This is a genomic window from Desulfovibrio biadhensis, from assembly GCF_055388615.1.
Window position 1 is genome coordinate 4,001,911 of sequence record NZ_AP042477.1, and the last position, 16,528, is coordinate 4,018,438.

Here is a 16,528-nt window from a genome sequence, read left to right on the forward strand (position 1 = left end):
TGAATCTGGTATATACTACCCGTGCTCCCCAAGGCATGCAAGAACCTGTCGTGAAATGATTCTCTTTGAAAGAGGAAATCTTTGGGGTTTAGGGACTGCCACTGCAACATGGACATCTGAGAGGTGCAATGATAGACGCATTTGCTGTGCGTGAGCGCACCGCTCTGGCAGTTTTTGCGGAGGCGTGGGGTTCTTGCGCACCCCTATTGACACTTCATCGCGTCTCAGGAGGACGAGCATGGAATTCGAGAGCAGCAAGCAAGGCGAAAAGGTCGTTATCAAGGTTTCAGGGCGCATGGACGCGGTGACTGCGCCTGAATTTGAGAACGAATGCGGTACCTGGATGGACAAGGGAGAAAAGAATCTTGTCATCGACCTTGGGGGGCTCGAATACATCAGCAGCGCCGGCCTGCGCAGCATTCTGGCAACAGCCAAGAAGTTGAAGGAACAGCAAGGCGCGATCGCCTTTTGCAATCTTTCAGGCATGGTTCAGGAAGTATTCACCATTTCCGGGTTCGGCTCCATGTTTCCTGTTTGTGCCAGCGTGGAAGAGGCCTTGGCGCAGTAGCCGCAGCACTTTGACATCATGAAATCCATCCGCCGCCAGGCACATATCCGGCATCTCGACGAACTCAGGGAGTTTGCCGAGGATTTTGCTGCGACTGCCGGCATGGACCCTGTGCGGGTGCAACGTGTGGCTTTGGCTTTGGAAGAAGCCATTGTCAACGTATTGCACCATGCCTATGAGCAGGATGGCGGCGAAATAGAAATGGTTTGCCAACACGAAGGGGAGCGCCTGGAATTTTTAATTAAGGACTGGGGGCGCCCCTTTGATCCGTTGGAACATCCATCGCCTGATATGGATACGCCCCTTGAAGAGCGTCAGATAGGGGGGCTGGGCATCCACTTCATCAAACAGATGGCGGATAAGATCGAATACACGCACGATGGACAGTCCAACATCCTCATGCTGGGCTTCGATGTGCGTAGCTGAAGAAAGTCCGTAGTTAGAGATGGTTACTGGAGAATGATGACAAAGTTGACGTTGTCGTTTTCCCGGAAGATGCGTTTGACGCTCTGCCCTATACGCTCGTTATTGTAGTAGTAATCAAAGAAATCGTTCGAAGGCAGGTCTTTGTGCAGGTCTGCCAGCCCAGTCTGATCTTCATGACGGTAAAAGATATTCTTGTCATTGAAGTGGCCGGGCCATTTGCCTTTTGCACTGGCGTTCACCCAGCCGTTCTCCTGAAGGTGGGCGGCCAGGGTCTTGTCGGCATTTTCCTTGTCCATCCAAAAAATCCAGATTCCAGTGTCATGCGTGACAGGCTGCTCTTCTTCTGTTGCAGTTTTTTCTGCTGTAGGTTCTTGTTCTGCAACAACTTCTTGGGCAGCTTCTTCAGTGGTCTCTACGGCAGCCTGTTCTGCTTCTTGTTCCTGATCTGCAGCAGGCTGTTCCTCTGCGACGGCAGCGTCTTCTTCCGTTATCTCGTCCGTAGTTTCTTCCGTGGCCGGTTGCTTGCCCTGGTCAGTGGACTCCTCTGTCGCAATAGGCTCCACGGTGGCTGCTTCTTGTGTTCCTTCACCTGCGTCCGCTACGGAAGGTTGCTCCTGTTGCTCTGTGTTGGAAGGAAATTCCTCAGGAGACGCGGGACCGAATTCAATAGTGTCGTCGGAAGCTTCGGATTGCGTGGCGGGTTCTGTTTGAGCCTCCTGTGATGCAGGCGCCATGGTCTGGGAGGGCGCGGCCTGCTCGGTGGCGTCTATGGCACTCGGGGCACTTGGGGCATCTGGGGCCTGTTCGCTTTGCGCGACTTCAGGCTGGACAGCTTCCGGCTGCGTTTGCTCTTGCTGCGTGGGGGGCGTGTCCTGTTCTGCGGCAGGTTCTGTTGCAGGGGTTGGTTCTTTCTCTGCGGCAGTTGGGGGCGCTGCGGGGGGCGTTGTCGCCTGGGATGCCTCCTCGACAGCCGGAGTGTCTTGCTCGCCAGTGGTGGGAGAGTCCGGCTGTATCGTTTCTTTTATCTGATCCGCGACAATGGTGATGGACGGTACATCATGGGTCAATGAAGAAATTTTTTGCTGGATGTCATTGCCCGGGGTCGCATACCAGAAGACGCCCGCCAGCAGGATGAGAAAAATCAGAAGAATGGGAAAGATGCGGCGTTTCTTTTTAGGGGCGGGGGCAACACTTTGTTCAAGGTTGCCTTGCTCCATATCCCGGGCGCAATCACGGCAGTAGGTGCTTGGGGAATCGATCGGTTTGCCGCAACGGACGCAAGGTATCTTCATAGCAGGCCTATACGGAAAACAACTTGTTTGTTCAGTTACGGCCTCACACAACCCGGCACACAGTAAGGTCACAACCCCTGTAGTGCCAAAAACTGCTTTGTGACCAAGCTCATACAACAAATAAACGGAAAAATAAAGGGAAACGCCCCATTCGATCTGTCTTGGAAAAAAGAAGAGGCTTCCTGGTGCGGAAGCCTCTCCCAATCGTGCCTACAGTTTGGATTTCAGCACAAGGTCGGTGATAGGGCCGCGAGACTTATCGCCTTTAAGGACCATGTGCGCGTAATTGTTGAATCCTTTGAATTTGCGGACGACCCAGTTAAGGCCGTTGTTAGATTCACTGAGATAGGGGTTGTCCACCTGGCTGGTATCTCCCAGACAGATGCATTTTACGTCTTCACCCATGCGCGTAAGAAGGGCGCGGATCTCGTTGCGCGAGAGGTTTTGGGTTTCATCGATGATCACGACCGCATTTTCGATGTTCATGCCCCTGATGTACGCCAAAGGAAGAATTTCGAATTTTTTGGGATTGTACCTTGGGGATTCTTCCTGGGGGTTGGCGAAAAGCTTATTCGCCGGGCGCTGCATGTGCAGCTTCAGCAGCAGGTCCTGGATGTACTTGACATACGGCTCCATCTTTTCCTTGATGTCACCCGGCAGAAAGCCGAGTTTGCTGCCCAGCTCGATGGTGGGTTTGACCACGTAGATTTTGTCGAAAAAGCGTTTTTCCAGCACCAGGTAAAGAGCAGTGGCCAGGGCCAGGTATGTTTTACCGAAGCCGGCTTCACTCTGTACGGAAACCAGGTCAATGGATGGGTGCTGCATCAGAAACATGGCAAGATTCTGGTAGATGCTGCGGGGCTTGACGTTCCACACACTCAGGGTGAAGTTGATGATCTCATCACCCGTCGGACTGTGGAACAAGGGTTTGCCCTCGCTCCAGGAGAAGCTGTTGGGAGGCGGAGTCTCGCCATTTTCGCAAAAACCGGTATAGAGCTGTGACTCAGATTCAAACGGTTTGGAATCCTTGAACTCTTCACAGGCAATGTTGGACATGCGCGCCTGGAGTTGCAGGATGCGGTCGTTGGTAACGAGAATGGGGTTTTCAATCTCGGAGGAGCTCTTGATCTCCTTGAGGATATAGTTGTCGACTATTTCCTCTGTAAACGGCGAGATGCTCGAATCATTGTGGATGAAGGTGATCTGGTCCTTGTTGTCCAGCAACACATCCACCACTTTGGAGACGATGTGGCGTACGCGGTTGTTCGTTTTGAGCTGGTTCAGCTCAATGAGGACATGGTAGGGGATGAAGATGTTGTTGTCATTGCCGTTACGCAGCGTGAGCACGCTTTGTGGGTTCTCGATGAGAACGTTCGTGTCCAGGATGTAGTTTTTTTTCTTGTCAGTCATTGTCTGGGGCGCCTTCCTTGCCTGGGGTGTATGAAACCTTCGAACGATGGAAACGCGCCTGCCTCGGCTATAAGCCGCTTCAGGTTCGTTCGAAGTATACTGGCTTTATCCTTGGCCGTAAACCCGGAGATATGGCCGGGCAAAGGACTGGAAAGGGGGTGCGAACCAAAGAGGAGTGTTTTGATTGTCTTGTTTGTCATTGCATAAAAGTGTTGAGAAACTCTAGAATCTCCTGGTTACAACGATGTGACGCGCGGGCAAAAAAATGATGACCGCGTATCGGATCAGAAATCCAGGGTAGGCAGCATTTGCTCCTCTCGTCCGCTTCTGGTATGTGACGCCCACCTCGAACGTGTTATTTCCGGACGCACGGCATTGTAAGAAGATACTGAAAGGCCTCTGCATTGCAGCAGCATGCCGACGAGCCAAATGAGTGGAAAGACCCTGTTCTTTTTGCTCTGTTTGATAACGAGACTACAACCAGCGGAGAGACTAGCATGGCCAAAAAAAGCGCCCCCAGTCCCCAGGATATGCGGCTGGAAGCTCTGAACACAGCGCTGACGACCATCGAACGTAAATACGGCCAGGGCTCTGTAATGAAGCTCTCGGACGAGGCCCACGTCAAGATACCGGTGATCCCCACGGGTTCCATCGGTCTGGACCTGGCTCTGGGCGTCGGTGGTATTCCAAGGGGCAGGGTTTCCGAGATCTACGGCCCTGAATCCTCAGGTAAAACCACTTTGGCATTGCATATTATTGCCGAAGCCCAGAAATTGGGTGGTACGGCGGCATTTATTGATGCAGAGCACGCTTTGGATGTGAATTACGCCAAACGACTGGGCGTGAAGACCGAAGAACTGCTTATTTCCCAGCCCGACTACGGTGAGCAGGCTTTGGACATTGCCGACATGCTGGTGCGTTCCGGTGCTGTGGATATCGTTGTGGTGGACTCCGTCGCCGCATTGATTCCCCAGGCAGAGCTTGAGGGAAATATGGGAGAAACCCAGGTCGGCGGCCAAGCGCGGCTTATGTCACACGCCATGCGCAAGCTTACAGGCACCATCCACAAATCCCATACCTCGGTGGTTTTTATCAACCAGATCCGCATGAAAATCGGCATGACGGGCTACGGCAATCCCGAAACCACGACCGGCGGTAACGCGCTTAAATTTTATTGTTCGGTGCGTCTTGATATCCGCAAGATACAGACTCTCAAGGACAAGGAAGAGGTCTACGGTTCCCGCGTAAGGGTCAAAGTCGTCAAGAACAAGGTCGCCCCGCCATTCCGGGAGTCGCTTTTTGACATCCTTTATGGGACGGGCGTTTCACGCGAGGGCGAAATCCTGGATATGGGAGTGGACGCCGGCATAGTGGACAAGAGCGGCGCCTGGTATGCGTTTGGCTCTGAGAGACTTGGCCAGGGGCGCGAGAACGTACGCTCCCTGTTGCAGGAAAATGCCGAAATTCGACAGCAGATCGAGGACAAGCTGCTCGATCATTTGGGCTTTGAGCGCAAGGAACAGCCCGTTGAACAGGAACCCGAGGCCGCAGACTAGGCGCTGCCGGAGAGTGAAACAGTGATATCCGCAAATGATCTGAGAAAAATATTCATCGAATATTTCAAGAAACAAGGGCATACGCCTGTTGCGTCTTCCGCCCTGGTGCCCAAGGATGATCCGTCCCTGCTTTTTACCAACGCAGGTATGGTCCAGTTCAAAAAGACGTTTCTGGGGCAGGAAAAGCGCGACTACAAGCGCGCTGTTACCTCCCAAAAGTGTCTGCGTGTTGGGGGCAAGCATAATGACCTTGAAAATGTGGGACGTACAGCCCGGCACCATACGTTTTTCGAGATGCTTGGTAACTTTTCCTTTGGAGATTACTTCAAGGAAGACGCCATTACCTTTGCCTGGAACCTGCTGACAAAAGAACTGGAACTGCCCAAGGAAAAGCTCTACGCCACAGTGTATCTGGACGATGACGAGGCTGCGGGGCTCTGGAAAAAGATTGCCGGTGTTCCTGACGAGCGTATCTTCCGCCTGGGGGAAAAGGACAACTTTTGGTCAATGGGGGACACCGGCCCCTGCGGCCCTTGCTCCGAAGTACTCATAGACCAGGGCGAGCACATGAAGTGCGGTCCTGATTGCGGCATCGGCTCCTGTGACTGTGACCGGTTCCTTGAAATATGGAACCTGGTTTTTATGCAGTACGATCAGATTACTCCGGATCAGCGTGAAAATCTGCCGCGCCCCAGTATTGATACTGGCATGGGGTTGGAACGGATTGCCGCGGTGTGTCAGGGCGTTTACTCCAACTACGACATCGACCTGTTCCGCTCCATCATCGATTTTACGGCGGATATGGCTTCTGTCCGCTTCAAGGCCGGAGACGAAGATAAGGACACGGCCCTTCGGGTTATTGCGGACCATAGCCGCGCCATGGCGTTTATGATTGCCGACGGCATCCTGCCTTCCAACGAAGGGCGTGGATACGTCCTGCGCAGGTTGATCCGCCGAGCCTACCGCTTTGGCCGCCTGCTCGGGCTGATGGATCCCTTCCTCTATGACGTCGCGGGGCAAGTGGTTTCACACATGGGAGAAGCTTTCCCTGAGATAGTGGAAAACCGTGAATTTATGGGGCGTGTGGTCAAGGAAGAGGAAGAGCGTTTCTCCCAGACCCTGGACAAAGGGCTGGCCATGCTCGAAGAGGAAATGGAGAACCTGCGCGCCCATAATAACCAGACCATTGATGGGGAGTTCGCTTTCAAGTTGTACGATACGTTTGGGTTCCCTATCGACATCGTGAATGACATTGCCGAAAAACGGGGCCTCAGCGTAAACGAGGAAGGCTTCAACCAGCGCATGTCCGAGCAGAAGGAGCGCGCCAAGGCTGCCTGGAAAGGTTCAGGTGAAGCCGATCTTTCCACCCGCTTTCGTGTTTTGACGGAAGAAGGTGTGACCACGGAATTTGTCGGTTATGAAAGCATAACGGCCGAGAGCGAAATTGTAGCGCTTCTGGACGCCAAGGCTGAACGTGTTGAAACATTGGCCACTGGAGAAAACGGGTTTGTGGTCTGTGCAGAAACGCCTTTTTACGGTGAATCAGGCGGACAGGTTGGTGACACGGGGCGTATTGAAAGCGCCACTGGCACTGCCCGAGTGGAGGCCAGCATCAAGCCCGCCCCTGCCTTGATTGTGCAGCAGGTTGCGGTGGAAAAGGGCAGTCTGGAAGTGAACCAGAAGGCCCGGCTGGAAGTGGAAGAAGGTGAGCGCATTGACACTGCCAGAAACCACACGGCCACCCACCTTTTGCATGCCGCCCTGCGCGACGTGCTGGGGGATCATGTAAAACAGGCTGGCTCCCTTGTAGGGCCGGGGCGCCTTCGTTTTGACTTCACCCACATTGCAGCCATGACTCCCGAGGAAATCAAGGCTGTTGAGCAGCATGTGAACGGGGCTGTGCTGGCGGACCTGCCTGTGCAAACCGAGGTCATGCCCATAGAAAAAGCCCGTGAAAAGGGCGCCATGGCGTTGTTTGGTGAAAAATACGCCGATGACGTGCGCGTGGTGGAAGTGCCTGGCGCCTCCATCGAGCTTTGCGGTGGGACGCACCTCGCGTCCACGGGCCAGGTCGGACCATTCATGACCCTTTCCGAAAGCGGCGTTGCCGCCGGAGTGCGCCGCATTGAGGCTGCTACCGGTTGGCACTCCATGAATATCATTGAAAAGCAGCGCGAGCAGGTGGGCGCCATAGCTGCGTTGTTCAAGTCCCAGGATGACGATCTGGCCGGCAAGGTCAAAGGCCTGCAGACCGAGGTCAAGCGCCTGAACAAAGAACTGCAGCGCATGGCCGCCAAGGCTGCCTCCACCTCAGGAGGGGGCATAATGGACAAGGTCGAGGAAGTCGGCGGCGTCAAACTTCTCGCGGTCAAGGTGGATGCTCCCAACGTGAAGGCTCTGCGCGATCTTATGGATGATGTGCGTTCGAAGATGCCTTCGGGCGTGGCTTGCTTGGCTGCCGAGACTGACGGAAAGGTTCCTCTTCTTCTCTACGTGAGCAAGGACCTGCATGACCGTTTTACTGCACCGGCACTGATAAAGGATGTGGCCAGTCACGTGGATGGCAGCGGTGGTGGAAGACCGGACTTGGCGCAGGCTGGCGGCACCAATCCCGCAGGCCTTGAGAAGGCCTTTGCCGCTCTCCGCTCTTTGCTTCAGAGCTGAATACGACCAACTATCGTTTAGCCAATAAAAAGGCGCTTCCGTTTGGAGGCGCCTTTTTTTGTGCGGGTGCAGTTTTTTCAATAAGAATTGTTTTATGCCCGCGAAGTAGTATGTATATTGTATACATAGCAGATTTCAGGATATGTTTTGTAATGGCGCAGAGGAGGGGGCGCCTGTTCATTGTTCGAAATATGCCAAGATTACAACTGCCCCTGCTGTTATCCCCATTTTTGAAAAATATTTGCTCTGTCCTTGAAATTCTTATATGTTATTCAAGAATAGAAAAAAGTGCAGAAAAATATAAGTTCTCTTCTGCGTTTGGGCTTTTGAGCAAGTCATACTTTCTGGGGGGCACCATACACGCATTTTATCTAGTATCCTTCTGGTATCTTTTTGAAAGTGGCTGCCTTCTTTTTTTGGATGCGCATAGTGCTTCTACAGTGAAATCTTGGTTGAGCAGGGAGCGTACGAGCCATGGTGTCAGCTGACAAGGGTTCTAAAAATATAGTTTTTTTTGCTTTTTTGCTGGGGTTGGGTGTTTGGGTCTTCGTTTTTTGGGGCCACTTCAACGGCTTGGTAAGCAAGTGGAATAGCGACGACTACTCCTACTGTTATCTTGTGCCTCTGGTTTTCTTGTGGTTGTTGTACGAATCCAAAAAGGAAATTTTACAAAGCACCGGCGGACGTCAGATTTTCAGCTACGTCTTTATTGTGGGAGCAGTGTTTTTGTATCTCGCTGGGAAATTTTCTGGCGTGCAAATGCTTATCCACCTTTCCATGTGGTCATCGTTTGCAGCATTGCTTCTTGCTTTGTTAGGGGACAAGTCAATACGAACAATGTGGTTTCCCCTGTTCATTCTGATTTTCTCCATCCCTGCCCCTCCTTTTGTTACCAATGTACTGAGCTTCAAACTGAAGATTCTATCTTCTGTACTCTCTGCTAAATTGCTAAATTTCCTTTCTATTCCAGTCTATCAAGAAGGGAATATCATCGACCTTGGGGTCGTGCAATTGCAAGTCGTGGATGCTTGTAGTGGTTTGCGGTATTTTGTGCCGACCGTTTTGATCGCTTTGCTGCTGGCGCATTTTTTCCTCAAGAAAAAATGGCACAAGTGGCTGCTCGTAATTATCAGCCCCTTTGTTGCCATTGCATCCAATGTTCTTCGCATCACAATAACGGGTATTCTGGTCCGTTTTGTGTCTCCTGCTTTAGGGGAAGGCTTTTTTCATGATTTTTCGGGTTGGCTCGTATATATGGCCAATATCGCATTTCTTGGTGTAATCCTTTTAGTTTTAAGGCGTTTCTTTCGCTTTGGTTCCGATAAGGAAAAAAGCGCCCCAGCTCCAGAGGAGGCCTCTGGTTCCCTCCCCTCTGGCGTTTCACATGTGGTTGCCTTGCTCATTCTGGCTGTTGTTCTTTTGGGGGCTGGAATGTTGCAGGGGAATTTTCTTGTCAATCAGATAACGCCCCATTCAAGGCCGTTAAAGGAATTTCCTATTAATATAGGTGATTGGAAAGGTCAGCAGGCCTTTCTGGACAAGGCGACACTCGAGTCTCTTTGGGCAGACGACTATTTTATGGGGCGTTTTAAAAACGAAGATACGGGCAACGTGGCGCAGGTGCTCATTCCTTATTACAACCACCAGACCGTATCACATACGGCTCACGCTCCCACTTCTTGTCTTTTGGGAAGTGGCTGGACCATTGTTTCCAAGGAGGAATTGCCTCCTGCTCCTGATAATGGAAGGCCGTTTCCCGTGTCGCGCATGCTGCTGACAAAGGGTGACTACACTATTATTTCTTATTTCTGGTTTTCGCAGAGAGGGCGCCATATCACGAACGAATGGTTGAATAAATTCTATTTAACCTGGGATGCCTTCATGATGCATCGTACAGACGGGGCCCTGATACGAATCGAGATGGTGCTTGTACCTGGGCAAACCCTTGAGCAGGGAGAAAAGGTCATGGATTCTTTCTCAGGGGAGATTAGTGCACAACTCAAAAAATTTCTTCCCCAGCGGGAATTGCGTGAGGGAGAAATTAAAGCAGCTCCGGATTCAGCTGCATCTACGGCAAATGGGGGCGCTTCCTCAACCAGTGATTAGCTGATACCAGGAGTGAGGAACTTTACTGGATTTTAATGTATGTAGTGCATTGTCTTGATATGGCGCAATAAGGCTAACTTAAGAACATTCAGGTGGGATAAAGTATGTTTTTACAACACAGCAAGATGTTTCGTCTGTCCTGCATTGTTTTGTTGCTTGCTTCATTTGTAATTACGTTTACGGATTGCAACAGTTATGCAGATGATAAGGAAGAGTATTATGAAAGGGCAACTCAATACTTCAAGGATGGCAAACTCGAAGACGCCATGCTTGAAGTGCGCAATGCCTTGAAGGATGACAATAGGTATGTTGCCGCACTCGATCTGAAGGGCAATATCCATTTCGAAAAACAGCAATGGCAGGACGCCTTCAATGCCTGGAGCCAGGCTTTGGAAGTTGACCCCACCCTTGAAAGCGCCAAGCTCGGTTTGGCCAAGTTGTACCTGTTAAGCAATAACCTTGAGAAAGCAGAGGAAAGCGTAAACGAAATTCTGCAAAACTCGCCTGATCAGGCTGAGGCCAGGATATTGCTGGCAGCCATAAGAACCAAGCAGGAAAAGTACGACGAAGCAGAGACGATTCTCAAGGAAGTGATGCAACAGGAACCTGGCAACGAGAATGTCTATCCGTTGCTGGCAAACGTTTACAAGGCGCAGGGGCGTAATGACGAAGCCATCTCCTTGTTGGAGAAAGGCGTGGAGGCCGTTGAGAAAAATCTTGTACTGCGTCTGCAGCTTGTAAACTTTTATGCAGAGAACGAGGACTATAACAAGGCCGAGGCCATACTTCTCAGTTTGCATGAAAAACATCCTGATGACGCCATTTTCCTGCAATATCTGGTCAAGCTCTACATTCAGATGGGGCAACCGGAAAAAGGTTTAGAGCTGCTTACTGCAGCACTTCAGGAAAAGCCTGATGACCAGACATTGCGGACACAGGTGGCCGAGCTTTATGAATTGCAGGGGGACATCGACAAAGCGATTGCCCTGCTTCAGGAAGGCATAAGTGAAGGGGAAGCCGACTATCCCTTGCGTTTCAAAATGGCTGACCTTGAGCTCAAGAAAGGGAACATCGACAAGGCGCGGGAGATCTACAATACGATTATCTCGTTGGATGAGGAGGCTCCCAGAGCTTTGGACGCTCGACGTGGCTTGGCGCAGATTTTATTGCAGGAAGGCAAGCAGGATGAAGCACTCGCCGAACTGAACACCATCCTGGAAAAGAACCCGGAAGATGTTATGACGCTCTATATAAAAGGGCGCATTCTCATGAGCCGGGGCGAATTCAACGAAGCGATTCTTTTGCTGCGGCAGGTGGTCTTTGAAAAACCCGATTTGGGCGATGCCTACAGTTTGATGGCGCAGGCGCACTATCTTTTAGATGAGCCAACAATGGCCGAAGTGGTTCTGCGCGACGCATTGGACAGAAATCCCAATTATTATCCGGCGCGTATGGAACTTATGCGCCTTTACGCCCGCATGGAAGAACCGGATAGTGCTGCAGAGCAGGCGGAAGAGCTTGCAAAGTTTGCTGCGAAAAATAACGTGCCACAAGATGTGATCATTTTTCTTGGCGATTATTTTTTGCAGGCCGGGCAACCCGAGAAAGCAGAAGCGTTTTTCAAGCGTCTTATTGATAAGGAGCAGACCGCTCCTGTTGGCTATTTCAGGCTCGGGCGCCTGTACACTGTGCAGGGTGATAGCGCCAAAGCCTTGGGCATTCTCCGTAAAGGACTGGAAAAAACTCCGGATAACGCCTTGCTCAATGAAGCAATGGTCATGGTCAATCTGCAGAATAACGATCCAAAAGCCGCCAGAGCTTTTCTGGACGAGCAGATGAAGAAGTACCCCGACAATCCGGTATTGTTTGAGCTTCAGGCGCGTATTGATCAGTTTGAAGGCAATACCGATGCTGCTGTGAATGACTATATGCAGGCTATCAAGGCCAATCCCAAGTGGGCGCTGCCATACTCCAGGTTGGCAAGCCTTTATAGTAATTCAGGACGGTTGGCAGAGGGTATAGAAACTTTCTCCAAAATCTATGCAGATAATCCGGATTTCAAGGGACTTGGATTCCTCATAGCCGTTCTCAGACAAATGAATGGTGATTTGGCCGAGGCCGAGCAGGGATACCGCGATGTGCTGGCGGATCAAAAGGAATTCGTGCCTGCCAAAAACAACCTTGCTTATCTTATGACAGAGCACAACCCCACGCCGGAAAGGCTTCAGGAAGCTTTGGAGCTTGCCCAGCAGGCTGTAAATGATGGTAAAAACGCCAATACTCTGGATACGCTTGGTGTTGTGCAGATGGCTTTGGGTGATGACGCCAAGGCGTTGACCAACCTTGATGAAGCCTACAAACTGGCTGCTGAAAATCCCGAGATCGCTTACCACTACGCTCTTGCGCTTGAACAGACAGGGGCGCAGGACACGGCCAAGGATGTGATAGAGAAGTTCGATGCTTCCAAGCACGAAGAACCTCTTGCCGGCAAGATCAAGTCTTTGCAGGACAAATTGAAGACTCCAGCGCAGTAAAAAAAAAGACATACAGCCGCACAGTGGTCACTGACAGGCCACACCGTGAAAACAATGAAGCCAGGGGAAAATTCTCCTGGCTTTATTGTTTAGTCAGTCGCAACTTGCTTCAGCAGTAACTTTTTGCCAGCAGTTCAATGGGGTGCAATGCGCGCATTCGTTCTTCTTTGCGGGAGAGTTGATCGCGCAGTTGCAGCAGGCAGCCGGGGCAAGGGGCCACAACGGCCTGGGCTCGGGTTGCCACCAGAGCCTGTACGCGTGCCGCTCCTATGCGGTCGGCCTGTTCGGGATGTTTGAAGCCGCTTAGACCGCCGCCACCACAGCAAACCACGCTGGAATCAGCCTCCACAATGTCCAGACCGGGCACGGCGGAAAGCATGGTGCGAACTGAATCACTGACATGCATGCCGCGGATCAGGTGGCAGGGATCGTGAACAGTGACGCGGGTAGTGCGCTTGCGCCCTTCTTTGAGTGTGGGCTGTTGGGCAAGAAAATCACAACAATCCTGGACGCGTTCCCCGAGCCGCATAATCCTCTCTGTAAGATCAGCCGCTTTTGCGCCGGCCTTTTCGATGAGTTTGTGCCCTACGTTTTGCAGCACATTGCCGCAAGTGGCGCAGAGGGTGAGCACGGGCAGGCCGGGTTCTATGAGGAGCGCGTCGAGGTTGCGTTCAAAGGCCTTAATAGCAAGGTCCAAGTGCCCCCCGTAATAGGCGGGAGCGCCGCAGCACCCTTGAGTGTGAGGGATGCGGACGGCAAAGCCGTTTGCAGTGAGCGCGTGGATTGCCGCCTGGGCTGGGGCCGGGTCCACCAGTCCGAAAAAACACCCGGTGAAGAGCACAACTTCCCCACGGAAGGGCGTTGCTGCGGCTGCGTAGGCAGAAGGCGCCAGGCCGAAGATACTTTCTTTGGCCATGCGGGGGACTCTGCGCCCTGCCAAAATGTCCGGCAGGAATAGGGGCAGGTGGCGGCTTCCACTGAGTTTACGGGGGAGCAAACGTCGCAGTGGCGTGGCCATACGGAGCAGGTCCGCCATGCCCTGGCGATGCGGGATGCAAAATTCCAAGGCCTTGCGCTCTACTGTATTGCGCAGGGTGGGGGTCACGCTCATGGCGCCCCTTCCGGACATAACCGCGGCAGGCACGTCTACGCCTTTTGGGCAGGCTTCTTTACACGCCATGCACTGCAGGCATCGAGAAAAGGACTGCGCCCCCCGTTTGCCGAGGGTCAGTTCGCCTTTTGCCGCCGCATGCACCAGCTCCCAACGCCCCCGTGGGCTCATGGTCTCTTGCAGGTAGCCGCGGTAGCTCGGACAGACGCTGAGGCAGCGGCCGCAGCGTTCGCACTCCGGTCCAGAGGGCAAGGACGGTACGACCGGCGTTACTTCTTTTTTGCCCATTCGCCTTTGCCCGGGTTAAGGATCATTTTCGGATCAAAAGCCTTTTTGACGCGTTGGCTCAAATCCATGGCAGTCTGCCCCAGTTCATCAGCCATGAGGGGCGCTTTTTCCAGCCCTATCCCGTGTTCACCGCTGAGGGTGCCCCCGAGTTCAAGCATGGTCTGGCAACTGCGGTGCTCCAGTTCCTGGAAGCGGGCTAGTTCATCCGGCGAGTCCGGATCGAAAATGCACATGGGGTGCAGGTTGCCGTCACCCGCATGGCCAATGATAACGGTATGGATGTCGAGTTCTTCGGCCAAGCTTTGCACGGCTGTGATGGCTTTGGCCATGGTCGCCAAGGGCACGGCGTAATCGAGTGTGACCATAAATTTGGCGCTGCGCACCAGTGCTGCGGTGCCTCCCTTGCGGGCTTTCCACAGCAATTGGCGTTCATCTTCACCCCTTGCAAGCCTGGTCTTTATGGCGCCCGATTCGGTGAACAGTGTGTGTACGCTTTCGGCATAGCGGTCCACACTTTCTGAAGGGCCGTCCACCTCGGCCAGCAGTGCCGCGCCTACGCCTTCAGGAACTTCAACGCCATAGACTTGCTGAACGGTGGAGAGAAAGCCGGAATCCATGATTTCCAAGGTAGAGAGGGGTAGCCCTGCGCCAACTGCTTTTGCTACACCGTGTGCGGTTGCTTCCAGGTCCGGAAAATAGCCAAGCACGGTGCGCACGGCTTCGGGCAAAGGCTGCAGTTTGACGGTCGCTTCCGTAATTACGCCGAGTTGTCCTTCACTGCCGCACAGAAAATGTGTGAAGTCATAGCCGGTCACGCTCTTGTGGCAGCGCCCTCCTGTTTGTAGGATTTCGCCGGAGGGCAGAACAACAGTAATCCCCATCAGAGAATCGCGGGTAACCCCGTATTTCACGCCGGCAGCGCCCCCTGCATTGGTGGCGATATTTCCGCCAATGGTGCAGTAGGCAGCGGAGGTCGGGTCTGGTGCGTACAGCAGCCCCTTCGCATGGGCCGCTCGTTTAAGGTCGTCAGTAACAACCCCAGCCTGTACTCGTGCAAGTCTGTCTGCAGGCGACACCTCGAGTATGGCGTTCATGCGCGTGGTGGCAAGGGCAATACCCCCGGCAACGGGAACCGGCCCACCCGTCAGACTTGAAGCGGCGCCTCTGGGCGTTACCGCAATGTCGTATTCATTTGCAAGAGCAATGACACGGGCGGTTTGTTGCGTATCTGCAGGCAAGGCCACCAGATCAGGCAGTCCGCGGGCAAAAAGGTCGAAGGAGTAGCAGCGCAAGTCTTCCTGAGCGTCGAGCAGGCCTTCTGGGCCGAGAATATTGAGTAAACTTGCGCGCAGCGCCTTGGGTATGTTTGGAGTGTCAGACATATAGCAATCTTTGCGCCCACATCAGGAGAGGGCGCGGATAAAACGTTCCATGCGGTCCATGGCGGTTTCCAGGCGTTTCATCTCCACGGTGCAGGCCAGGCGTACGCAGCTATCGCCCCCTGCGCCAAAGGTGAATCCTGGAATGACCACAACCTGAGCCTTGTCCAGCAGTTCCAGGGCAAAGCGCTCACCATCTGCATCCTGCCCGGGTACGCCGGCAATGGAGGGGAATATGTAAAAGGATCCTGAAGGCTTGTTTACCTTTATCCCAGGCATGTCAGCCAGACGTTCGTAAACATAACTGCTGCGACGTGCAAATTCCTGCGCCATTTCCTCGTAGGGAGACTGGTCTCCGGTCAGCGCGGCAAGGGCGGCGCGTTGCCCTGGCGTATTCACACTGGCCATGGAAAAGCTGATGACCTTGAGCATGTGCTCCATAAGCCAAAGGGGACCGAACGCATACCCTACACGCCAGCCTGTCATGGCGAATGACTTGGAAAAGGAATTAACAACCAGCGTGCGTTCAGCCATTCCTGGTCTGGTGACTATGGACTCGTGCACGCCCTGGAACTGTATGCGGTCGTATACTTCGTCCGAGATGACGACCAGGTTTCGGCGAATGGCGAGTTCCGCCAGATCGTCGAGGAGTTTGCCCGATATTGTCGCCCCAGTAGGATTGGAGGGGGAGTTGATGATCAAAACCTTGCTGCGCGGTGTGATACGCTCTTCAATGGCGGCAACGGAAGGGAGAAATCCGTCCTCAAAGCGTGTTGGCACATCCACAACCTTGCCGTGGGCAAAGGTCACATGGGCCGCGTAGTCAGGAAAATGGGGCGATGGGATAAGTACTTCGTCTCCGGGTTCGAGCAGTGTGCGCATGGCGCAGGCCAATGCATGCATGGCCCCATGCGTGACAAAAACCTGATCCAGAGACGCGTTTAATCCCTTGCTATTCAGATGTGCGACCAACGCCTCCCGCAGTTCGGTGTCGCCCTGAGATGGCGCATAATGCGTTTGCCCTTTGCAGGTGGCATCATAGGCCGCCTGGCAGACGGGCAAAGGGGTATGCATGTCGGGCTCGCCAATGCCCAGGGTTATGACGTCATCATAATCCTGAGCGCGCATGCCCATTTTGCGTATGACACTGAACCGCAGCGCAGCTATGTTTTCACTTATATTGTGCACGTCGAA

Annotated in this window: 11 protein-coding genes; 6 read left to right on the plus strand and 5 right to left on the minus strand. The window is 53.1% G+C overall.

The genetic code is table 11. The features are described from left to right. The first annotated feature begins 238 nt into the window (after positions 1-238). Positions 239-568: an STAS domain-containing protein gene (locus tag ACZ5EH_RS17345; protein ID WP_464275137.1), complete on the plus strand. Its 330-nt coding sequence runs from the start codon at positions 239-241 to the stop codon at positions 566-568. A gap of 18 nt (positions 569-586) precedes the next feature. Beyond that, positions 587-994 (plus strand): ATP-binding protein, encoded by a 408-nt coding sequence (locus ACZ5EH_RS17350; RefSeq protein ID WP_464275138.1) that lies wholly within the window; start codon positions 587-589, stop codon positions 992-994. A gap of 23 nt (positions 995-1,017) precedes the next feature. Here ACZ5EH_RS17350 and ACZ5EH_RS17355 read toward each other — a convergent pair whose 3' ends face one another. Continuing rightward, complete coding sequence (locus ACZ5EH_RS17355) at positions 1,018-2,286, minus strand: hypothetical protein (RefSeq protein WP_464275139.1); 1,269 nt, start codon at positions 2,284-2,286, stop codon at positions 1,018-1,020. Positions 2,287-2,496: 210 nt separating this feature from the next. Further along, positions 2,497-3,696, minus strand: a complete 1,200-nt coding sequence (locus ACZ5EH_RS17360) for a PhoH family protein (RefSeq protein WP_464275140.1) — start codon at positions 3,694-3,696, stop codon at positions 2,497-2,499. Between the two features lie 497 nt (positions 3,697-4,193). Here ACZ5EH_RS17360 and recA point away from each other — a divergent pair, with 497 nt between their 5' ends. The 4 genes from recA (at position 4,194) to ACZ5EH_RS17380 (ending at position 12,556) form a co-directional block, all read left to right on the plus strand. After that, the gene (recA, locus tag ACZ5EH_RS17365; protein ID WP_464275141.1) at positions 4,194-5,252 is read left to right on the plus strand and encodes a recombinase RecA; all 1,059 of its coding nucleotides are present in this window, start codon (positions 4,194-4,196) and stop codon (positions 5,250-5,252) included. 21 nt (positions 5,253-5,273) lie between these two features. Next, a complete protein-coding gene (alaS, locus tag ACZ5EH_RS17370) occupies positions 5,274-7,916 on the plus strand; it encodes an alanine--tRNA ligase (RefSeq protein WP_464275142.1) in 2,643 nt (880 codons plus the stop codon). Between the two features lie 474 nt (positions 7,917-8,390). After that, positions 8,391-10,022: a VPLPA-CTERM-specific exosortase XrtD gene (gene xrtD / locus ACZ5EH_RS17375; protein WP_464275143.1), complete on the plus strand. Its 1,632-nt coding sequence runs from the start codon at positions 8,391-8,393 to the stop codon at positions 10,020-10,022. A gap of 104 nt (positions 10,023-10,126) precedes the next feature. Continuing rightward, positions 10,127-12,556 carry a tetratricopeptide repeat protein gene (locus ACZ5EH_RS17380; RefSeq protein WP_464275144.1) on the plus strand — a complete coding sequence of 810 codons (2,430 nt, stop codon included), beginning with the start codon at positions 10,127-10,129 and terminating at the stop codon, positions 12,554-12,556. 109 nt (positions 12,557-12,665) lie between these two features. Here the strand turns inward: ACZ5EH_RS17380 and ACZ5EH_RS17385 are convergent, their stop codons facing one another. Genes ACZ5EH_RS17385 through ACZ5EH_RS17395 form a run of 3 tightly spaced genes read right to left on the minus strand, consistent with a single transcriptional unit; the run spans position 12,666 to position 16,522 of the window. Then, positions 12,666-13,955, minus strand: coding sequence for a (Fe-S)-binding protein (locus tag ACZ5EH_RS17385; protein WP_464275145.1), 1,290 nt, complete (start codon positions 13,953-13,955; stop codon positions 12,666-12,668). After that, entirely contained in the window at positions 13,937-15,337 is a 1,401-nt protein-coding gene (locus ACZ5EH_RS17390; protein WP_464275146.1) for an FAD-binding oxidoreductase, read from the minus strand. The genes ACZ5EH_RS17385 and ACZ5EH_RS17390 overlap by 19 nt, the downstream gene beginning before the upstream one ends. A 21-nt stretch (positions 15,338-15,358) precedes the next feature. Continuing rightward, positions 15,359-16,522, minus strand: coding sequence for a pyridoxal phosphate-dependent aminotransferase (locus tag ACZ5EH_RS17395; protein ID WP_464275147.1), 1,164 nt, complete (start codon positions 16,520-16,522; stop codon positions 15,359-15,361). Positions 16,523-16,528 lie beyond the last annotated feature (6 nt).